This window comes from Parasutterella muris (genome assembly GCF_009767915.1).
Classification (GTDB): domain Bacteria; phylum Pseudomonadota; class Gammaproteobacteria; order Burkholderiales; family Burkholderiaceae_F; genus Parasutterella; species Parasutterella muris.
Map to the genome: position 1 here is coordinate 1 of NZ_WSRP01000045.1, position 20,237 is coordinate 20,237.

Below are 20,237 nucleotides of genomic sequence, written 5' to 3' on the forward strand. Positions count from 1 at the left end.
CAGGGATTACTCTTTAAACAGTAAACTTTAACTAGGTTTAACAACATCAAGTAGTCAACCGATTTCAGGAAATGACAACTTTAAAAAATTGCCTTTTGCAGCGGAAGCTAAAACAAACCTACTCGGTGTCAATGTTGAGATTTACTACTTCATAACCAACGCAAGACTCCAGCGAAACAGCAATGTTGAATTCTGGAAAGACTTCTTTAGAAGTGCAGGGGCACGTGTTAATAGGGTTGAACCGGTAGGGAAGTGAGAGTTTAAATGAGAAGCCTTTCAAGTTTTTTTACAAGATTTTTTATATTCACATTAGTTTTCAAAATTACCTCTGCATTTATTGCATTTGGGTTTGAACACAGCGGAACACGCTCAGATTATGAAAATCTCACTTCTTTAATTTTCAATCCCATATGGCTCTTTGGTTTTACTTTGCCATTGGCTGCGATGGGGATTTACTGTTACGTCGGATATCAGAAGGCAAAGACCGGGTCCAACAGAGTTCTTCGTGCGTTCGGCGATAGTTGCTATTACCTTGGCTTTCTTTTCACTATAGCTTCGATCATTTTGGCGCTTTCGGGCATTGGTGAAAATGAGTTTAATTTGAGTGTGATAGCGCTTCGCTTTGCCGCCGCCATGGTTACAACGCTCATAGGCATGGCAATTCGTATCTGTTTGATAACATTCTCAGACACTCCAAATGTCTTTAAGAAAGTGGGGGATACGATTGTTCTTGTTCCAGGTGAAGACGCACAGCCGGAAGGAGATGGATTGGGGAGCGGAGATAGCCCGGATGCTAAACCGATAAAAAAACCGGTTCCGCAGGGTAGAGACGGGAAATTTTCCGATTGTCTGCCTGATTCAGCTGAAGACTTAGGTTACGAAATTCGTATAAGTATTGAGAATCTCAGTCTCTTGAATCAGGTTCTTCAAGAAACCATTGAAAAATTTCATAAAGTTAAGGACCAAATTCTCAATTTGCACGGTCAGTTTGACACTCTTTTGAAACTTGAACTGGAGCAGTCAAAGACGTTATGCGAGGATTTGGCGAAAAAACAAAGAGAAGAGACCACAGAGACTCTTAAGGCTATTTCAGAAAAGACCTGTGAGACCTTTAATAATATTTCAGGCCAGTTTGAGACTAAATTAAAAAATCAGATTGAAGAACAAGAGAACAGACTTTCAGAATTAACGAAAACAGCTTATTTAAATTTAGAGAATCTTTCGTCGGAACTGAGACAAGAAGTTTTATCCGGAACGAGAGGTGCAATCAAAGAACTTACGGAAACAGCAAAGAATGAGCTGACAAAAGGGGCGAATACCTTTAACCCCGTACTTGATGGTCTTATTAGTTCCCTTAATAACACTAAAACTTCTATTGATGGTTCAAAGAAACGGCTAGGTGAATTTTCTAATCAAGTTGGTCAAGTTAATTCCCAATTGGAGGGTTTTTCAAAATCGCAGGAAACATTGGTTGAAGGGATAGGCAAATCAACTCAAAAATTGCAAAATTTAAATGAAGGCATAGATAAAGAGCTTAACGCCATTAATGAAAAGCTGGAAAGTAAAAAGGTATCTGAAAAAATAGATTCTTTTTCCACCAATATTCAAGGTGAAATTGACGAGGCAAAAGGTAACGTTACACAAAAGATTAATGGTTTTAGTAAGAAAATTTCCGAGGATGCTGAACAGGTGTTCACTACAGCAAATCAGTACATTAAGGAGCTAGAAAAAGAGGTTGAGCAGGTCCGGTCTCAGCGATCTCCGGTAAGACGATTTTTTTCTTTTTTAAAAGAGAAATAAATGAGACGGAAAGAAGATGGTATTTTTAGTCTGTCGCTGACTGAGATAGCTTTTACCCTTATTTTGCTGCTCGTTATGCTTCTTGGAATTCGTCTTTTTCATGCCCATGACGAACTACAGAAGCGAGAAGACCAAGTACATGAAATTTCTCAGCAGCTCCAGCAAATAGATAATGAAAATGAAAAATTAAAGAAGGATGCTGAGACTTTTCGCAAGATAGCAGAGCAGCTGGGAGGAATTTGTCGCCCTGATCCTGAAGATCCGATAGAACCAATGATGCCCTGTACAAAGTGCGTTTCTGTAGTGGCTAACATTTCAAAGCAAGAGGCCGGAGAAGCTATTGCTTTGGGAAGAGAGCTGTTGCAGAAGTGGAAAGAATCGTCTTCGGAAGAATTCCGGGAATATCAAAATGACGTGTTAAATGCTGCGAAGCAATTGGCCGAGGGCAATAAGTTGGTTAGTGAGTCTGAGGCAAATAATATAATTTCAAAACTTTCGGATGAACGCGATAAGCTGGATATGGAGGCGGGTAAGTTAAAAGAGGAAAACGAGACCATCAAACGTAACTTAGCTTGCCTAACAAAAGAAATAGAGAGCCTTAACTCTGATCCGAATAGTCTGAGACGCCGGTTGTCGGAACTAAGAGAGAAAAAGCAGGAACAAGACAAAGAACTTGCTGAAAAAGAGGATATGTTAAGAAAATCCTCTGATCAGATTGCTACTCTCGACAATCAGAATAAATACCTTGCCAAGCGCGCAGGTTTTGGTTATCCGCCATGCTGGGTTAACGATGAAGGCAAGATCCAGTACCTTTTCAACATAGAGCTGTTGCCGGATGACAAAGTCATTGTGTCCAGGGCGTGGCCTGCGGAAAGAGACGATAAAGCTCTTGAGATGGTCCCGGTCAAAAAAATTATGCCTTACTTTGGGAAAACAATTGATATGAGTTTGCTTCTGCCTCAAGCGCAGGAGATATTGAATATATCGAATCAAACGAAACCCAGCGCATGCAGACATTTTGTGGTTCTGAGAAATAGGATTCAGGACAGAGCTACTGGTGATATGCAAAGGTTGAAGATAGAGAGATATTTCTACAAACGAGAGGAAATAGTTAGAGAATAGGTTCGTCTTTAAATCTGCCGGACTTAGCAGCTCTGGCAGAGACAATCTCAGACAGTTTCCTAAAATTCAGAAAGCGAACTGACAGAATTTTTATGCCGCATACACTCGCTCCGTATGCATGTGTATGTGAAAAGCCAGCTTGTGCGTAGGATGGAATTGTATTGGTCTCAAAAGTCTCTTAGTAATTGGGTCGATCCTGATAAAATCAAAAAATTATTCTGGGCGGACTGCAGACTGTCCGTTGACAACCTTAAAGAAGGTAAAGATGGCATTAAAAATCTACAACACACTGACGCGCAAGCAAGAACCGTTTCAATCGATCGAACCCGGAAAAGTCGGGATGTATGTCTGCGGCGTGACGGTGTATGACGACTGCCATATCGGACACGGCAGAACATTTATCGCGTTTGACGTGATTCGCCGCTGGCTGCAGGCAAGCGGCTATGACGTCAAGTTCATCCGCAACGTGACCGATATCGACGACAAGATTATTAAACGCGCTGCTGAGCGCGGCGTGCTTCCTGAAGAACTGGCTAAGAAATATACAGAGCGCATGCAGGAAGACTTCAGAAATCTCGGATGCTTGGCCCCGACGGTAGAACCGAGAGCGACACAGTACATTCCTAAGATGCTTGCTCTGATCGAGACGTTGGAAGAAAAAGGCTACGCGTATCAGGATAAAAACGGCGACGTGGATTACTCCGTTCGCAAGTTTGCTCCGTACGGACGCCTCTCCGGCAAGAAAGTCGACGAGCTTCAGCCCGGAGAACGCGTGCAGGTTGACGCTGCTAAGAAAGATCCGCTGGACTTTGCGCTTTGGAAGAGCGCTAAACCCGGTGAGCCGATGTGGGATTCTAAGTGGGGCAAGGGACGTCCCGGCTGGCATATCGAATGCTCGGCGATGAGCTGCGACCTGCTTGGAGAAACGTTCGATATTCACGGCGGCGGTCCGGATCTGCTTTTCCCACACCATGAAAATGAAATCGCTCAGAGCGAAGCCGCAAACGGTAAGAAGTTTGTTAACACCTGGATGCATTCCGGTCCGCTTCGTGTGAATGGCGAGAAAATGAGCAAGTCTCTCGGTAACTTCTGGACGATTCGCGACGCGATGAAGGAAACCAATGAGCACTACGGCGAAAAGAACGGCAGCGAAACACTGCGCTTCTTCCTTTTGAAGTCTCATTACCGCAGCCCGATTGACTTCTCCGCGGCGCTTGTCGAGGACTCTCACGCAGGTCTGATGCGCCTTTACAACGCGCTCAAGAGCACCGCTGCGGATGATCAGCCGCTTGACTGGAATGAAGAGCACGCCAAGCGTTTCAAAGAAGCGATGGACGAGGATTTCAACACCGCCGGCGCGGTGGCTGTTCTCTTTGAACTCGCTAACGCAGTGAACGCGACAAAGTCTTCCGCTCTTGCTAGACAGCTTAAAGAACTTGGCAAAGTTCTCGGTATTCTTCAGCTGGATCCGGAAGTGTTTGTGAAAGGCGCTGTGGCCGAAGTCGACGAGGCTTGGGTCGAATCCATGATTCAAGAGCGTAAAGAAGCCAAAGCGGCAAAAAACTGGGCGCGCGCCGATGAGATTCGTAAAGAGCTCAGCGACAAAGGCATCATTCTTGAAGATGCGCCCGGAGGCGTGACCACATGGCGTAAGGGTCAGCCTTCCGCATAGGTCGTGTTTTATGGCAGCGACAGACGATAAGCCGCAGTGGTGGGATCAGGCTAAGAGAGAACTCTCGGCCGCCGATCCGGTGATGGCCGCGCTCATTGAATCGAGTCCGGACGTTCACCTGATCTGCCGCGGCGATCCGTTTGAGACGCTCTTGCGCTCGGTGGTCGGTCAGCAGATATCGGTAAAAGCCGCGGCGAACATTTGGAATCGCTTTGCCGCGGCCTGTCCGAATCTAGACCCGGAAGTCATTCGCAGAAAGCATCGCAGAACGCTGCGCGCTGCCGGTCTTTCCGAACGTAAAACAGATTTTATTTACGACATATGCCGCTATTTTTCCGAGCGGCAGGACGTGGTCAATCATTTTGAAGAGTTTTCCGATGAAGAGCTGATAAAGGAGCTCTGCACCATTAAGGGAATCGGCCGATGGACTGCAGAAATGTTTCTAATTTTTGCGCTTCGGCGTCCGAACGTTTCGCCTCTTTTAGACTACGGCTTTGTAAAAGCAATCGGCAGAGCTTACTTCGCAGGCGAAGAATTTGACAGTCTTTCAGCGTCAGAACGTCAGAATAAAATTCTTCCCGTTGTGCAGCGTTGGGAGCCATGGAAAACCGCGGCGACGTGGTATCTGTGGCGAAGTCTGAATAACGCTCCGGTTCAGTATTAAAGGCAAAAAATGGCAAAAATTACTTATTTGGAATTTGAAAAACCCGCAGCTCAGCTCGAAGAAAAAATTCAGGAGCTTCGGGAAATGAATGAAAAATCCGAAGGCATGGAGCTTCAGAGCGATATCAATCGACTGGAGAAAAAGAAGCTTAAACTGCTCAAGGATATCTTTGCCAAGCTTTCGCCCTGGGATATTTCACTTCTTGCGCGTCATCCGCAGCGTCCTTATACGCTCGACTATATTCGCATGCTCTTTACCGATTTTCATGAGCTGCACGGAGACAGAGCTTATGCGGACGACGCTTCGATCGTCGGCGGGATGGCGCGCTTTAACGGTGAACCCGTGATGGTGATCGGTCATCAGAAAGGCAGAGACACCAAAGAGCGTACGCTGAGAAACTTTGGTATGAGCCGACCTGAAGGCTATCGTAAGGCACTTCGCCTGATGCAGACCGCAGAGAAGTTCCGCATGCCGATTTTCACCTTTGTGGATACCCCGGGTGCTTATCCCGGCATTGGTGCCGAAGAGCGCGGACAGTCGGAAGCGATCGGACACAACCTCTATGTGATGAGTCAGCTGAAGACGCCGATTATTACAACGATCATCGGTGAAGGCGGCTCAGGCGGCGCGCTTGCAATCGCGGTCGCCGACATCGTCCAGATGCTTCAGTACTCCACATACTCCGTTATTTCGCCCGAGGGCTGCGCCTCAATTCTGTGGAAGAGCGCCGCAAAGGCGCCGGACGCGGCCAAAGCGCTCGGACTGACCGCGACTCAGCTTTTTGAAGGTCGGCTCATTGATAAAATCGTGGAGGAGCCGCTCGGCGGCGCGCACCGTGATCCTGAACTGATGGCGCAGAATCTGAAGCGCTCGCTGAATGATTCGCTTCGCACGCTCAAACATCTGAGCGTGGAAGAACTCCTTGAAAAACGCCATCAGAAGCTGATGGATTACGGGAAATATGTCACCGAGGCCTGATATCAAAACTGCTAAACGACACAGAACGCCGGCGATTACCACTCGAGTGAGTGAGTCGCTGGCAGGAATTTCCGGGAAACTGTCTGATAAAGACAGAAGGCTTGAGATCGCAAGCCAAAACCCGCTTCCCAATGTGGTGGTCGCCTTTTCCGGCGGCCTTGATTCCACGGTCCTTCTTCACGCGGTCACTCGTCTTAAAGATAAGAAATTCGGACGCATTACCGCGGTCCACGTTCATCACGGTCTCTCTAAGAATGCCGGAGCATGGGCAGAATTCTGCCAAGATACCGCGAAAAAATTCGGCGCGGAATTTGTCCTGCGCAAGGTCAAAGTTGTGTCTTCCGGCGAAGGTATAGAAGCCGCTGCCAGAAAAGAGCGTTATCGAGTCCTCGAAGAAGTTCTTAAAGAGCAGGGTGCTTCAGCACTATTAACCGCGCATCATCTCGACGATCAGATTGAAACCTTCCTCATTCAGTGGATGCGGGGCGCGGGTCCCGAAGGTTTATCCGCAATGCCCGCTCTCAAGGCGGACAGCGGCGTAGTTATCGCACGTCCTTTTTTGGCGTTCACGCGCAAAGAACTCGAAGAGTACGCCGCCAAGAAACATCTCCAATGGGTGGAAGACGAAAGCAATGAAGATACGGCTTATCTGCGTAACGCTCTGAGAAACATTGTGATTCCGGAGGTGGAAAAGGCTCGTCCCGGCTTTAAGACGGCCGCCCAGCGCAGCATAGAACTCGTAGCGGAAGCCTCACAGATATTAAGGGAGACAGCGGCGGAAGATCTGAAAGAGGTGAGCGAGCATGAGACCGGATTCATTTTACTTGATCGTTTCTTCAAACTGTCTGCTGCTCGTCAGACAAGACTGCTTCGCTTATGGATCAGTCTTCATGGACTTAAGCCGCTGCAGAGGAATCGACTTCTGGAAATTCTGAGACAAATTAAAGAGACGGACAAACAGAGCGTGCTCCTTTTTACGTCTAATGATAAAGGGGTGCGCCGCTACGGAGCCCGACTGATGATTACGGCAAAGGAAAAGCAGGAAACGATTCCGGAGCTCGTTATTCAATGGCAGGGAGAAGAAAGTATTGATCTTCCAGGTTTTGACGGCAGGCTGGTATTTAAAAAAAATCCCAAAGGCTTTAATGAAACGTATTTAAAGGCCATGCCGCTGACGGTTAAAACGAGAAGCGGCAGCGCGAAATTAAAGATTCATCCGTTCCGTCCGTCTAAAAAAATCAAGGTTCTCTACAAAGAAGCCAAGATCCCGGATTTTGAAAGAGCGCATCTTCCTCTGATATGGCGTAACGGAAAACTCATCTTTGCCGCCCGACTCGGAGAAGAAATCCGAGAAAAACTAGATGATGACGGAAGTGAGAAGTACAGCATGGAGTTCGTAAAAAATCCTGAACTCAGTCTTTTATAAAGAAACAGCCGGCGTTCGCCGGCTGTACTGTTAAGGCGTCAGCAGCGCCTCAGGATTGTCGAATTCTGCTCCGCTTGCCTTCTCAAAGAGCTCAAGAAGCGATTGGATGGTCAGATTCTTTTTCTTTTCTCCGCCGACATCTACGACAACACGGCCTTCGTGCATCATGATGAGACGGTTGCCAAAGCGCAGCGCGTCCCTCATGTTATGCGTGATCATAAGTGTCGTGAGGTGTCCCTCGGAGACACGTTTCTGCGTGAGTTCAAGAACCTTTTCCGCGGTTTTCGGATCCAAGGCCGCCGTGTGTTCATCAAGCAGCAAAAGTTTCGGACGAACCAGAGTTGCCATAAGCAGCGTGATGGACTGTCTTTGACCGCCTGAAAGCGTTCCGATACGCGTTTCGAGACGGTTCTCCAAACCAAGATCAAGCTCCCTGAGCAGTTCTTTGAACTGCTCAATCTGATTGGCGCTTGAACTCCAGCGAAGCGAAAGCGGTTTGCCGCGTCTGCTTGCCATGGCAAGGTTTTCGGCAATCTGCATTTCTGCGGCTGTACCCTTCATCGGGTCCTGAAAGACGCGACCGATGTAGCGTGCTCGAATATGTTCCGGCATGCGTGTGACATCGTCTCCGTTGATTCGGATCGAACCTTTATCCGGGAAGAACACGCCTGCGATGCAGTTCATCAGTGTAGATTTGCCGGAACCGTTGGAGCCGATAACTGTGACGAAGTCACCTTCCTCGAGTGTCAGATTGACGCCGCGGAGCGCTTTTTTCTCGTTTGGCGTATGCGGAAAAAACGTTTTTCTCAGATCTTTAATCTCTAGCATCGTTTTCTCCTTTTTTCAGAATGGCGAATTTGCCTTTTACCAGCGGCAGAGAAAGTGCGATCGCAACAAGTACGGCGGTAAAGAGTTTGAGATCGTTCGGCGGCATACCAAGCTCCAGTACAACCGCAATGACGATACGGTAGATAATGGAGCCGAGAACAACAGAGATCAGCCAGTTCTTAAAGCTTCTTGTGCCGAAAAGCACTTCACCGATAATGACGGAAGCCAAACCGATGACGATGGTACCCGTTCCCATGCCGACGTCCGCAAAGCCGTTGCTTTGAGCGACGAGCGCGCCGGAGAGCGCGACCAGCGCATTACTGATCAGCAGGCCGAGAATGACCATGATATCGGTATTGACGCCCTGGGCTCTTGCCATCTGGGCATTGCAGCCGGTGGCACGGATCGCGGTACCGAGGACGGTGCCGAAGAACCAGTACATGACAAAGCCGACAGCGGCGGTTGCCACAATCCCGACAATAAGAGTCGCTACTGTCTGAGAGACGCCGAAAGCGTCCATTGTCATCGTAAAGACAGTATCAGCGCGAAGCAGCGGTACGTTCGCTTTGCCCATAACCATTAAGTTGACCGAGTAGAGTCCGATCATGGTCAGAATACCGGCGAGAAGGGCCGGAATTTTAAGCTTTGTTGTGAGCAGCGCGGTTACCGTTCCGCCAATAGCGCCGGCAATGATCGCCATAAGCATTGCGAGCCAGACGGAGTGACCTGCATCGATCAGGGTTGCCGCGACCGCCGCACCGAGCGGGAACGTTCCTTCCACACTCAGGTCGGCGATATCAAGAACTCTGAAGGTCAGGAACACGCCAAGCGCCATGATGGCCCAGAGCAGTCCCTGAGAGACTGTCGAAATAATTAAATCCTGCATTCAAAAACCTTCTACTACTTAACGATCTCGTGGCTAACATCCGCGGGAATCTTCAGATCAAGATTCTTAACGGAAGTTTCGTTAAAGAGCGTTTTGAAATCCTTCTGGAAGCGGATTGGCATTGATTCGGGCTTAGCCTTTCCTTCGAGGATGTCGGCGGCCATGTCACCGGCGATCTTGCCGAGTTCATAGTAGTCAACCGCAATAGCGGCGGTGGCGCCGGATTTAACCATGCCGCCTTCACCGGCAAATACCGGAAGCTTAGCGGGTTCAGTGATCTTAATCAGCGCGGGGACTGCCGAAGCGATGGTGTTGTCCGTCGGGGAGTAGAGGACATCGACTTTGCCGACCAAGCTCTGTGCGGCCTGCTGAATATCGTTCACGCTGGACACTGTTGCCTCACGCACGTTGAGTCCGCGTTTTTTTGCTTCATCTTTAAAGATACCGACCTGGCGTTCGGAATTAATTTCGCTTGAAGAGTAGATAGTGCCGACGTTTTTAGTGTTCGGATAAATCTTGATAATGAGATCCGCTAAATCACCGATCGGGGCCATGTCGGAAGAACCGGTCACGTTGGCGCCGGGCTTGTCGTTGGATTTAACGAGCTTTGCGATTTCGAAGTCTGTCACGGCGGTTGCGACGATCGGAATCGTACGGGTAGCGTTCGCCATTGTCTGAGCGGCCGGCGTCGCGATCGCGCCGATCAGATCAACTTTATTGCTGACAAATCGCTGAGCAATATTTCTCAGATTGGACTGATCAGCCTGTGCGTTTTGGAAGTCAAACTTCACGTTCTTTCCTTCTTCGAAGCCGCGGGTCTTTAATGCGTCCACAAAGCCTTTATTTGCCGCATCAAGGGCTTTGTGTTCTACGAGCTGAACAACGCCGATGCTGTAAGTCTTAGCGGCAGGTGTGCTGCCGGCGGCCGCAGGGGTTGCTTTCTTGTCATCACAAGCTGTGAGCATGAAGGCGGCAGTGAGGGATGCCGCCAAAAGGCATAAACGAGAAATTTTCATTTTTTGACTCTATTTTGGGAGTTTTTGCGAAATATTGAACTAATTTTAACTATTTTATTTCACGGCTCAAAAAGGACAGATATAAAAAAGCGGAAATCGCCGTGGATTTCCGCCTTTATGTCCGGCACGGATTAAAGAATCTTGGAAAGGAAATCCTTGGTTCTCTGATTCTTCGGATTCGTAAAGAATTCTTCCGGAGAAGCTTCTTCCAAGATGACGCCTTTATCGACGAAAAGAACACGGTCTCCGACTTCTTTAGCAAATCCCATTTCATGCGTGACAACGACCATTGTCATGCCTTCACGGGCAAGCGACTTCATGACGTCGAGAACTTCCTTAACCATTTCCGGGTCAAGCGCGCTGGTCGGTTCATCAAAAAGAAGGACCTGAGGATTCATGGCGAGTGCTCGGGCGATCGCGACTCGCTGTTGCTGACCGCCGGAGAGCTCATCAGGCATTGAGTCGGCTTTATTTTCAAGACCGACTCGTTTGAGAAGCGCCATTGCTTTTGCCTTGGCTTCTTCCTTTGTTTTTCCTCTGACCTGCATCGGAGCGAGCATGATGTTCTCGAGGACCGACATATTCGGGAAGAGGTTAAAGCGCTGGAAAACCATCCCGACCTCGCGGCGGATGGCGTTCAGGTTTGCTCCTTCCTCGAGCACAATCCCGTCGATTGTGATTTTGCCGCCGCTGGGCACTTCGAGATGGTTCAGGCAGCGCAGGATGGTACTTTTACCGCTTCCGGAAGGTCCGATAATTACAACGACTTCTTTTTCCTTAACTTCGAGGTTGACGTCGTGAAGGACCGTGACATCGCCGAACTTCTTACTGAGGTGTTCGACTTTAATCATTGTGCGCGGTTCAGATGTTGTCTGGGTTGTACTCATAATTAATTCTTTCTGCCTTTGTTAAAGCGTTTCTCAAGAAGAGCAACTAATCTGGAGATAGCTATTGTCATGACCAAGTAGATGATCGCAACGGCCGTCCAAATTTCGAAGGACGCATATGTTCTGGAAATAATCAGCTGACCGGTTCTTGTCAGTTCCTCGAAGCCGATCACAGAAACAAGAGACGAGTCTTTCAGCATGGCGATGAATTCATTGCCGAGCGGCGGAATAATGCGTTTAAACGCCTGCGGCATGATGACAAAGCGCATTGCTTTGAACCAGCTGAGACCGAGTGCGCGGGACGCTTCCATTTGTCCTTTGTCGATACTTTGGATACCGGCTCTGAAGATTTCTGCGACATAGGCGCCGCTGTTAATGGAACAGGCTCCGACGGCGGCCATAAACGGGTCGATACGGTGGCCGATAAGCTGAGGCAGGGCAAAGTAGACGATGAAAATCTGTACCAGCAGAGGAGTGCCTCGGATACAGTCAACGTAGACAGCGGCGAGTCCGCGGATCAGTCTATTGTTTGCAAGTCTGGCGACACCGACGAACATACCGATCAGAAGACCGAGTCCGACAGCAAGTGCGGTGATTTCGAGTGTAACGCCTGCGCCTTTTAGGAGGAGAGGCAGGTTGTCTGTAATAATGCTTAGGTTCAGATCCACAGCCATTGTTATTATTTCAAATCAAAGATGAAGATATGAGAACGGCAGGAACATAGGTTCCTGCCACTGTCAGACTTTTCGGATTAAGCGCCGAACCACTTCTTGTAAATCTTGTCGTATTCGCCGGATTTCTTCAGTGCGGCAAGGGCTTCATTGACCTGTTTGATCAAAGCCTGGTTGCCTTTCTTAGCGGCTACGCCGTAAAGTTCAGCTTCCATGATTTCACCGACCATCTTACCTTTGCCTTCGCCGCCCTGGCTGACCAGATAGTAAGCGATAACCGGCTGGTCATTGATCACAGCGTCCACGCCTTTATTGGCAAGCTCAAGGTTGGGTTCATCAGCGTTGTTGAACTGTTTGACTTCAGCTCCTTTGATAGTCAGCGCCTTGTTAGCGCCGGTGGTACCGATCTGTACGCCGATCTTCTTGCCCTGCAGGTCATTGATGCCTTTAATGCGGTTGTCATCAGGACGAACCATGATGATCAGACCGGCGGTGTAATAGGGGTCGGAGAAATCGACAGCGTTCTTGCGAGCTTCGGTAATTGTCATACCGGAGATTGCAAGGTCAATGTTGCCTGCGCCGAGAGCAGGGATCAGACCGTCAAAACCGAGATTGACGAGCTCAACCTTACGGCCCATTTCTTTTCCGAGCGCACGAGCTAAATCCATGTCAAAACCAGTCAGTTCGCTGGAATTGGGGCTTTGGAATTCAAACGGCGCGAAAGTCGGGTTCGTACCGATGCGGAGAACCTGCTGCTGAGCAGGCGCAGATGCGGTCTCAGCTTTTTTGTCACCGCATCCGGAAAGGAGCGAGGCGCCCAAAACTGCGGCCAGGGGTAAGGTCAAGAGTGTTCTTTTAAACATCACAATCCTAATAAATTAATAAATGTTCCCTTGGAGGGGAACGAGTACACATTGTTCCTAGTTTAATTTAATAAGACGTTATTTGATGACAAATGATTAGATAATTCGATAGGTTTATGCTGCTCCGGAGGATTTTCCGGACCAGAAGTCAGGTGATTGCAGATTAGGGACGGACTTGGGAGGTTTCTGTGTGGCTTGGTGTTTTTTACGGTGTCGCGGGCTGTGCGCTCTGGGGGCTGATTTATATCATTCCTCTTTTGCTGCCGAGCTATGATCCTATCTCTCTTGCAATGTCACGGTTTGCAGTATTTGGGGCTGCGAGCCTTGTGATGATTTACTGCTTTCGCCGCTATCTTGGGCAGCTCACGCTCAGGGACTGGCTATGGGCGTTTTGTCTTTCCTTTTTCGGGAATGCGGTTTATTACGCTTTTTTGACTCAAGGCATCCGCATGGCAGGCGTTCCTACTTCCGGAATGCTGATGGCGCTTATTCCGCTTAACGTTGCGCTGCTTTCCAACCGTGCGGGCAACGGGATCGTGCTTCCCTGGAAAAAGCTGATTCCGCCGCTTCTTCTGATTCTTCTCGGTTTGTGGGTTGGAAACATAGAAGAGTTTTCGATGGTTCGGGACAGTATGTCGGCGAGCGATTACTGGATCGGCTTTACTTTCAGTTTTATTTCCATGCTGTTATGGACTTGGTTTCCGATTAAGAACGGGCAGTGGCTGATTCGTCATCCCAAGGTTCCGCCTGTCGTTTGGACAACGGTTCAGGGAGCAAGCATTTTTCCCGCGACGCTGCTGATCTTTTTGGTGATGAGTGCTGAGCGGATTGAGGCTGGGGAGTCGCTGCTCGGGCCGACTCCCGGGCTGTTTATTTTCCTTCTTCTTGTTGCCGGGATTGCGTGCGGATGGGGCGGCATGGCGCTCTGGAATCTGATGAGCGCTCGGCTTCCTGTTGCGCTCAGCGGTCAGATGATTGTCTTTGAGACAATCTTTTCGGTGATTTACACACTCATATATAGAAAACAAGCGCCCGATTGGACGCTTGTTCTGGGTCTTATCATTCTTCTAGTCGGCGTATCGCTGTCACTGAAGTGTTTCAGAGACGTGGAAGCCGAGCATAAAGCGAAGATTAGAAGTTAGTGGCCTGCAGCTGGAAGTAAGCCTGCGGGTGAGAGCAGACAGGGCAGACTTCAGGAGCACGGGGGCCGATGACAAGGTTGCCGCACTCACGGCACTGCCACATAACGATTTCGCTCTTTTCGAAGACTTTCTGCATTTCGATGTTATTCAGAAGCTTGAGATAGCGTTCTTCGTGATGTTTTTCGATTGCGCCGACGCCGCGGAATTTAGCAGCGAGTTCGGGGAAGCCTTCTTCTTCAGCGTCCTTAGCGAATGTTTCGTACATGTCGGTCCATTCGTAGTGTTCGCCGCCGGCAGCTGCTTTCAGATTTTCTGCTGTGTTGCCGATACCCTGAAGTTCCTTGAACCAAATTTTGGCGTGTGCTTTTTCGTTAGCAGCGGTTTCTTCGAAGATTGCCGCGATCTGTTGGAAGCCTTCTTTCTTGGCTACGCCGGCGAAGTAGTCGTATTTATTACGAGCCTGAGATTCACCAGCGAATGCTGTCCAAAGATTTTTCTCGGTTTTTGTACCGGCTAAAGGTTTTGTCATTTGATGACTCCTTTTTATAGATAAGGGGATGAAATATAAAAAATCTTTGAGCGTTATAAACCAAAAAGGGCGTTTTAACAATAAGAGACAAATCAGTTTGCTCAATAATAGGATGCGGCATCACAATTTACGGACATTTTCAAAAATGCGGAGAAATATTTTTTTACTCTTTTGCGCGGCGGTCAGTTTATGCGCCTGCAGCTGGTCGACTCAGCAGATTGGTCAGAATGACTATGAGATATCCGGATATTTCGACTTTACGATGAAAGGCGAGGTTGTTGTACAAGGGTTAAAGGATCAGGCTGCTCTTTACTGCAAAGGAATAAAAGAGGGTCTCGTGCCTCAGGTGTATTACGTGACGGACAAGAACAGGATCTTTGATTATCAGGCGCAGAGAGCTTCGGCCGTGATACGGTTTCACTGTGTAGAAGGCGGCCAGGCACAGAAGTAGAAATCAAAAAGTTCGGAGGGTTTGCAAAAAATAAAAATTGCCTATAGAATACGGCTCTCTTGATCGTTCGATCAGTTGTGCGGAGAAGTGGCCGAGTGGCTGAAGGCACACCCCTGCTAAGGGTGCAGACTGGCAAAAACCGGTCTCGAGGGTTCGAATCCCTCCTTCTCCGCCATCCCGTTATTTCATAAGCCCTCATTGACTATCATTGAATATCTATAATGCCAATAACGACGGGCGTTTCTTCTCGTTGCGTTATGTCATTGGATATCATTGGATGTCATAAATATTCATTGAATCGCAAACAAAATGGTTCCCACTTAGGAACCAATTTTGGTTCCTAAATAACACCTGAGAAACGCAAAAAACACTTTAGAATTTGAGGGTGAAAACGATTCTGACAAGTGCGGTTGCAATCAAAAAAATAAAGGATGACGGTCGTTACACCGTGTCCGGCTGCAAAGGCCTACAGTTGCGCGTTGTAAAAGGAATAAAGAAATATTTCCTTCGTTATAGCGTTAACGGTCAACGAAAAACAATTTCCTTAGGTTCTGCTGACTCATTATCTTTAGCTGATGCCAGAAGTTTGGCAAATGATCTTCTTAAAAAAGTTGCTTTAGGCGAGGACCCTGCTGAAGAAAAACGATTGGCTCGAAAAAAGGCTGCTGAAGAAAAGAAAAGGAAGCAATTAACGTTTTCCGATGCTGCCACCCAATGGGTTGCTGAAAGAAAAGCCGGAAACTATTGGCGATATAACCCAAAAGGCGAGTCCAACACTCTCAGTCGTCTTTATAACCATGTTCTCCCACATATAGGAGAAATGAAAATTGATGGAATTGAGCCGGAGGATATTAAAAATATGCTGCTTCCGATATGGAACAGAAGTCCTTCAACATCGTCAAAAGTTCTTGCTGATGTTCGTGCAATTTTCCGCTGGTCTATTGCTCTGCGTCTAAGACAAAACAGAGAAAATCCTGCTGAGTGGAATGGAGCGTTGGGAGTCCTTATGGAGCCGTATGAAAAAACACGTAAAGTAGAAGAAAATTTTTCTGGGTTGGACTTCCACGAAATTCCAAAGTTCGTCCAGGAAATTTCAGCTTTACACAGTCGGTCGTCAGAAATGCTGCTTCTTTCAATTTTCTTGGCAGCGAGATCAAAGGCTATCCGGAATGCAAAATGGGCCGATTTTGATTTGGAAAAAAGAATCTGGAACATTCCTCTTGAGGATGACAAGGCAAAAGATTTAAACCGGGAGCGAACTATCTACCTCAATTCGGCAGCCGTCTGCCTTCTCAAAGAGGTTCCAAGATTTTCTGAAAGCCCGTATGTTTTTTGCAACGCCTACGGGAAACCTTATTCGGACATGGCTATGAATCAAGTCATCCGCAAGGCACATGCTCGGAGAAAAATGATTGATCAGACCGGTTGGATTGATAGAGAAAAGTCCTCCAGAACCGGAAAAGAGTGCATCGTCACTCAACACGGTACCGCTCGATCTGCTTTCAGAACATGGGCAAAGGACGACGAACTAGGAAATAATAAAAAGTTCGATCAGGAAGCTGTAGAGCGCTGCCTACTGCATGATCGGGCTGACCCGTACAAGGGCGCTTACGATCGCAGCAAAATGGAACACGAACGACGCAGGATTATGGAGGAATGGGGAGAGTTTTGTACTCAGCTTTTGAATTGACAACGATGAATTTGCTCTCCTATAGTGACTAAAAAAGATCAAGTTGCTTAGCCCTACCATAAAAAACATCAAGTTCTTGGCCCAAGAAATTTATCTCCGTTGAGATGAATCATATGGTCTGGCATATCTGCAATCCAAACTTCGGTTTCCCATGCAATTTGTTCGGAGAATTTCTTGAAAGTTTTAAAGTCCATGAATGCTGTGACATAGATTTTTCCGGCTTTTACTTTTGTTGTCATTTCTTCAATCTCCTTCACTCTTTTTGGGCTAATAGGGCCTACTGATGTCACAGCTTCAACAAAATAAAGCCAATCTTTTTTGGATGAATAAAAAACAACGTCGGGCATTTTGCTATGTACAGATATATCAAAGCCAAGCTTCCGTAATTTTTGATCGTTCCTCACTAAATCTTTTTTTGTCGTATCACCAACATATATGCACTCACTGTTAGGCGCAAATCGAGGAGCAAACTCTTCAATAATTGCTTTTTGGAGTTGATTGTGCCTTCCTGGAGAGAGAGTAAATAATGAGTCATTAATTTTCACTGGAAGTTTTTCCAGATTGCGCTTGGAAGAATAGAGAGAAATTAGTGATTCGTGGCTCTCTTGAAACGTTTTTACGCTCCCTAGCCAGTCAGAACTTCCAAAAGTGTGAAGTAATTCCACCATTTCGTTTGTCAGCCGATATCTGTAATTTGGGCTATTAGTCGCGACTCCATTGTCCTCTATAAAAGCGGCATTTCTAAAATTATGCATCGCTTGTTTTCTTATAGTTTCCCTGCTGTTCTCTGCATAAGTGACGTTATAGTTTTCTTTAATGAACTGGATTACATCATGGATACGTATCCAGTTGTTTTGCACTTGCTTCCACGAGTTTTTTTCTTTTATGCTGGCCATCGCTAATAAGACCAAACAACACAAGTCACTTTGCTGATTAGGCGGAACTTGCAGAATTTGAAGGATGCTCTTGACATCACCGATTTTGCTCATGTGTATTCCTTAAGAATCTCATTACAATTTCTCTCAGATAAGTCATTAGAGAGAAGTAATTTCCTTCCCATTTCGTCAATCACCTTAATGGAGGGGACGGGCATTTTGTTTATCTCGGTAGAATTAACTTGTGTTGAACCATTCAGAATACGATAGTACGAATCGTATAAAGACGAATTAAAGATGACATAAAGACCATAAACAAGAGTCTCAGAAAGCTCCTTCTTTCCGCAGATAAAGTTAATCTTATTCTGAGTGCTGATCTGAGAATATTGAGGGAATCTCTTTGCCAGGTAAATTCCACACTGCAATCTACGGTGTTCTTCCTTTGCTGTAAACCTTTTTACGAACAAATAATTTGTACTTTTTTGAAGAAGCCCCTTTCGGGACGAGGAAAGGTATTCGTACTTTTTACCCATAGGAAAGGTAACCTCACCATTATGAATATGTTGAGAATAGAACAACGGAATAGTCTCGTCATCAGGGGCGCTTCTCAGAAAATCTCTATTTCGGAAATCGACCGTAATTCCAGTTTTCATACGCAAGCCTATAACCGGAAGAGTATAAGAAAAGGAATTTAATTTTCGCAATATTTCAACCTCGGACTTATTAGTAGCCAAAAAAACATAATTGTCCTCTCCGTTGACAACAATATTGTAGGGAGCATTAAACGTCGTTAACTTATGAAAATCTGAGTTGCTATTACTTGTTGAGATATTCACATGGGTTGGTTTATTTGTGCATTTCTTTACTTTGACAATAATCGTCTCTTGAAGAACGTTTTCTTGCTCAAAGACTTTATCTCGACTTACAAAAAGATGAATGTTGGTTAATGATACAGTCTGGAATAATTTTTCTCTGAACTTCTTAAAGTATGCACCGGACGTCCACGACCTGGGAATGATAAAGACGAGTTCTCCATTGCTACATAAATTAAATATAGCCATCGACATAAAAAGAAAATAGAGATTTGGTGCACCATAACAAACGTCGGGCATTGCAAGAGCCTCTGGCGCATCCTTTCCTATTTTCAGATATGGAGGATTTCCTATTACTATGTCAAACTTTTCTTTTCCACCCGATGGAGATTTTGAAATCCTGTTATATTCTTCTTTCTGGGAAAGTATGTAGTTTTCGGTAATTATGGAATAGACAATTTTGATATTTGAATTATTACAAACCCATTCAAGATTAGAACGTAATAGTTCAATGATGTTTTTATCGTTCTCATAGCAAGTCAGCTCTATACGTTCTACATCCTTTAACGCCTGTAATCGTTCTATGATAGCGGCTGATAAAATTCCAGCTCCTGCTCCGGGATCGAGAATAGTAAGAACCTTTTTTTTGGGAATTGCAAAAAGCCCGGCCATAAAAATTGCGGTTTCAGCACTCGTAAAGAATTGACCATAATTCTTTCTGAGCGCCTTGGGCATTTCCTTCATATAGTCATTAGTTTGTTGACTTACATAACTAACGATATTTGACTTTATTTCTTTTAAACCGAACATACCTCAGAAGAATAAATTCCTATTTAAATGTTGTTGCCACTGATCTTTTAATTTTATTGAATTTTTATAGAGGTTGTTTTCAAAGTTATATACCTCTTGCCTGTACCCCAATAACCCCGAAACCGCAGGTTTCGACCGCGAAGCGGTGGGCAGGATGAACCCAAACTTCAGTTTGACCGCGCGAAGTGCGGTGGTTGGCCTTTGGGTGCAAATTCTAGTCTCTAGAATTTGCACCCGAAGGCGATCCTGCATTAACTGTTTTTCTGTCTTTCGTCTGGGGAAATAATTTCCCCAGACCCCTTTGAAAATCCTTAAGGATTTTCAACTCGCTTAGCCTTCGGCTTTGAAAAGCTGCTCGCAGCTTTTCGGGAGGTTTTGCTTTGCAAAACCTGATTTGAAGCCTTCGGCTTTTGGACTTCGGCGTTGTCCACAGCCGGGCTTCGCCTTACGGCTTGTGGTCAACGCCGCACACTGCGAGAAGCTGTGCACATTTCACGCCCGAACGCTTGCGTCAGAACTGGCTGTAGTGAGCGGTGTCAGAAATCGTGCTCAGGTTCGAGCGCTTTTTAGGAGGGTAAAAAATCGTCCTATTGAGAAAAAGTTGTTTGCAAACAACTTAAGTGTTGATTTCGATGTATTTTACCCTCCCGAAAAGGATAGTTTGCTGCGCAAACTCAGAGCTTTGCTTTTTAGAAGCAAAGCCGGATATTCGCCTTCGGCGTCTCTACCCCGGCGTTGTCCACAGCCGGGCTTCGCCTAACGGCTTGTGGTCAACACCGCACACTGCGAGAAGCTGTGCACATTTCACGCCCGAACGCTTGCGCAAAACTGGCTGTAGTGAGCGGTGTCAGAAATCGTGCTCAGGTTCGAGCGCTTTTTAGGAGGGTAAAAAATCGTCCTATTGAGAAAAAGTTGTTTGCAAACAACTTAAGTGTTGATTTCGATGTATTTTACCCTCCCGAAAAGGATAGTTTGCTGCGCAAACTCGGAGCTTTGCCTTTTAGAAGCAAAGCCGGATTTTCGCCTTCGGCGTCTCTACCTCGGTGTTGTCCACAGCCGGGCTTCGCCTAACGGCTTGTGGTCAACACCGCACACTGCGAGAAGCTGTGCACATT

At 46.7% G+C, this 20,237-nt stretch carries 18 protein-coding genes and 1 tRNA gene; 10 read left to right on the forward strand and 9 right to left on the reverse strand.

What is annotated here, in order from left to right; translation table 11 throughout:
* Positions 1–264: 264 nt before the first annotated feature.
* The 6 genes from E5987_RS11245 to tilS all read left to right on the forward strand — a co-directional run bounded on the left by E5987_RS11245 (position 265) and on the right by tilS (position 7,662).
* Positions 265–1,800 (forward strand): MotA/TolQ/ExbB proton channel family protein, encoded by a 1,536-nt coding sequence (locus E5987_RS11245; RefSeq protein ID WP_160336175.1) that lies wholly within the window; start codon positions 265–267, stop codon positions 1,798–1,800.
* Positions 1,801–2,922, forward strand: coding sequence for a hypothetical protein (locus E5987_RS11250; RefSeq protein WP_160336176.1), 1,122 nt, complete (start codon positions 1,801–1,803; stop codon positions 2,920–2,922).
* Between the two features lie 265 nt (positions 2,923–3,187).
* Entirely contained in the window at positions 3,188–4,594 is a 1,407-nt protein-coding gene (gene cysS / locus E5987_RS11255) for a cysteine--tRNA ligase (RefSeq protein ID WP_160336177.1), read from the forward strand.
* Between the two features lie 10 nt (positions 4,595–4,604).
* A complete protein-coding gene (locus E5987_RS11260) occupies positions 4,605–5,258 on the forward strand; it encodes a DNA-3-methyladenine glycosylase family protein (protein WP_160336178.1) in 654 nt (217 codons plus the stop codon).
* A gap of 9 nt (positions 5,259–5,267) precedes the next feature.
* Complete coding sequence (locus E5987_RS11265) at positions 5,268–6,236, forward strand: acetyl-CoA carboxylase carboxyltransferase subunit alpha (protein ID WP_160336179.1); 969 nt, start codon at positions 5,268–5,270, stop codon at positions 6,234–6,236.
* Positions 6,220–7,662 (forward strand): tRNA lysidine(34) synthetase TilS, encoded by a 1,443-nt coding sequence (gene tilS, locus E5987_RS11270; RefSeq protein WP_160336180.1) that lies wholly within the window; start codon positions 6,220–6,222, stop codon positions 7,660–7,662. Before E5987_RS11265 ends, tilS begins: the two co-directional genes overlap by 17 nt.
* A gap of 30 nt (positions 7,663–7,692) precedes the next feature.
* Here the strand turns inward: tilS and E5987_RS11275 are convergent, their stop codons facing one another.
* The 6 genes from E5987_RS11275 to E5987_RS11300 form a co-directional block, all read right to left on the reverse strand.
* On the reverse strand, positions 7,693–8,490 hold the full coding sequence (locus tag E5987_RS11275; RefSeq protein WP_160336181.1) for an ABC transporter ATP-binding protein: 798 nt from the start codon (positions 8,488–8,490) through the stop codon (positions 7,693–7,695).
* Positions 8,477–9,376, reverse strand: coding sequence for an ABC transporter permease (locus tag E5987_RS11280; RefSeq protein ID WP_160336182.1), 900 nt, complete (start codon positions 9,374–9,376; stop codon positions 8,477–8,479). Before E5987_RS11280 ends, E5987_RS11275 begins: the two co-directional genes overlap by 14 nt.
* Positions 9,377–9,390: 14 nt before the next feature.
* Entirely contained in the window at positions 9,391–10,392 is a 1,002-nt protein-coding gene (locus tag E5987_RS11285; protein ID WP_160336183.1) for an ABC transporter substrate-binding protein, read from the reverse strand.
* A gap of 131 nt (positions 10,393–10,523) precedes the next feature.
* Entirely contained in the window at positions 10,524–11,243 is a 720-nt protein-coding gene (locus E5987_RS11290) for an amino acid ABC transporter ATP-binding protein (RefSeq protein WP_160336192.1), read from the reverse strand.
* Positions 11,244–11,281: 38 nt separating this feature from the next.
* Positions 11,282–11,953, reverse strand: coding sequence for an amino acid ABC transporter permease (locus E5987_RS11295; protein WP_160336184.1), 672 nt, complete (start codon positions 11,951–11,953; stop codon positions 11,282–11,284).
* Between the two features lie 77 nt (positions 11,954–12,030).
* The gene (locus E5987_RS11300; protein ID WP_237178822.1) at positions 12,031–12,795 is read right to left on the reverse strand and encodes a basic amino acid ABC transporter substrate-binding protein; all 765 of its coding nucleotides are present in this window, start codon (positions 12,793–12,795) and stop codon (positions 12,031–12,033) included.
* Between the two features lie 206 nt (positions 12,796–13,001).
* Here E5987_RS11300 and E5987_RS11305 point away from each other — a divergent pair, with 206 nt between their 5' ends.
* Complete coding sequence (locus E5987_RS11305; RefSeq protein WP_160336186.1) at positions 13,002–13,955, forward strand: DMT family transporter; 954 nt, start codon at positions 13,002–13,004, stop codon at positions 13,953–13,955.
* Here E5987_RS11305 and rbr read toward each other — a convergent pair.
* A complete protein-coding gene (gene rbr, locus E5987_RS11310) occupies positions 13,945–14,484 on the reverse strand; it encodes a rubrerythrin (RefSeq protein WP_160336187.1) in 540 nt (179 codons plus the stop codon). The genes E5987_RS11305 and rbr overlap by 11 nt on opposite strands.
* A 145-nt stretch (positions 14,485–14,629) precedes the next feature.
* Here rbr and E5987_RS11315 point away from each other — a divergent pair, with 145 nt between their 5' ends.
* The 3 genes from E5987_RS11315 to E5987_RS11325 all read left to right on the forward strand — a co-directional run bounded on the left by E5987_RS11315 (position 14,630) and on the right by E5987_RS11325 (position 16,625).
* Positions 14,630–14,935: a hypothetical protein gene (locus E5987_RS11315; protein ID WP_160336188.1), complete on the forward strand. Its 306-nt coding sequence runs from the start codon at positions 14,630–14,632 to the stop codon at positions 14,933–14,935.
* A gap of 81 nt (positions 14,936–15,016) precedes the next feature.
* Positions 15,017–15,110, forward strand: a tRNA-Ser gene (locus tag E5987_RS11320).
* A gap of 210 nt (positions 15,111–15,320) precedes the next feature.
* Positions 15,321–16,625, forward strand: coding sequence for an integrase arm-type DNA-binding domain-containing protein (locus E5987_RS11325; protein ID WP_160336189.1), 1,305 nt, complete (start codon positions 15,321–15,323; stop codon positions 16,623–16,625).
* 68 nt (positions 16,626–16,693) lie between these two features.
* Here the strand turns inward: E5987_RS11325 and E5987_RS11330 are convergent, their stop codons facing one another.
* Positions 16,694–17,614, reverse strand: coding sequence for a BsuBI/PstI family type II restriction endonuclease (locus E5987_RS11330; protein WP_160336190.1), 921 nt, complete (start codon positions 17,612–17,614; stop codon positions 16,694–16,696).
* Positions 17,611–19,122, reverse strand: coding sequence for an Eco57I restriction-modification methylase domain-containing protein (locus tag E5987_RS11335; RefSeq protein WP_160336191.1), 1,512 nt, complete (start codon positions 19,120–19,122; stop codon positions 17,611–17,613). The genes E5987_RS11330 and E5987_RS11335 overlap by 4 nt, the downstream gene beginning before the upstream one ends.
* Positions 19,123–20,237: the final 1,115 nt, after the last annotated feature.

Excerpts from the sequence above, each read along its gene's own strand:
- E5987_RS11275 (WP_160336181.1), bottom strand. The coding sequence starts at position 8,490 with ATGCTAGAGATTAAAGATCTGAGAAAAACGTTTTTTCCGCATACGCCA.
- cysS (WP_160336177.1), top strand. The coding sequence starts at position 3,188 with ATGGCATTAAAAATCTACAACACACTGACGCGCAAGCAAGAACCGTTT.
- E5987_RS11315 (WP_160336188.1), top strand. The coding sequence starts at position 14,630 with ATGCGGAGAAATATTTTTTTACTCTTTTGCGCGGCGGTCAGTTTATGC.
- E5987_RS11285 (WP_160336183.1), bottom strand. The coding sequence starts at position 10,392 with ATGAAAATTTCTCGTTTATGCCTTTTGGCGGCATCCCTCACTGCCGCC.
- E5987_RS11260 (WP_160336178.1), top strand. The coding sequence starts at position 4,605 with ATGGCAGCGACAGACGATAAGCCGCAGTGGTGGGATCAGGCTAAGAGA.
- E5987_RS11280 (WP_160336182.1), bottom strand. The coding sequence starts at position 9,376 with ATGCAGGATTTAATTATTTCGACAGTCTCTCAGGGACTGCTCTGGGCC.
- E5987_RS11265 (WP_160336179.1), top strand. The coding sequence starts at position 5,268 with ATGGCAAAAATTACTTATTTGGAATTTGAAAAACCCGCAGCTCAGCTC.
- E5987_RS11290 (WP_160336192.1), bottom strand. The coding sequence starts at position 11,243 with ATGATTAAAGTCGAACACCTCAGTAAGAAGTTCGGCGATGTCACGGTC.
- E5987_RS11295 (WP_160336184.1), bottom strand. The coding sequence starts at position 11,953 with ATGGCTGTGGATCTGAACCTAAGCATTATTACAGACAACCTGCCTCTC.
- E5987_RS11250 (WP_160336176.1), top strand. The coding sequence starts at position 1,801 with ATGAGACGGAAAGAAGATGGTATTTTTAGTCTGTCGCTGACTGAGATA.
- E5987_RS11330 (WP_160336190.1), bottom strand. The coding sequence starts at position 17,614 with ATGAGCAAAATCGGTGATGTCAAGAGCATCCTTCAAATTCTGCAAGTT.
- E5987_RS11245 (WP_160336175.1), top strand. The coding sequence starts at position 265 with ATGAGAAGCCTTTCAAGTTTTTTTACAAGATTTTTTATATTCACATTA.
- E5987_RS11335 (WP_160336191.1), bottom strand. The coding sequence starts at position 19,122 with ATGTTCGGTTTAAAAGAAATAAAGTCAAATATCGTTAGTTATGTAAGT.
- tilS (WP_160336180.1), top strand. The coding sequence starts at position 6,220 with ATGTCACCGAGGCCTGATATCAAAACTGCTAAACGACACAGAACGCCG.
- rbr (WP_160336187.1), bottom strand. The coding sequence starts at position 14,484 with ATGACAAAACCTTTAGCCGGTACAAAAACCGAGAAAAATCTTTGGACA.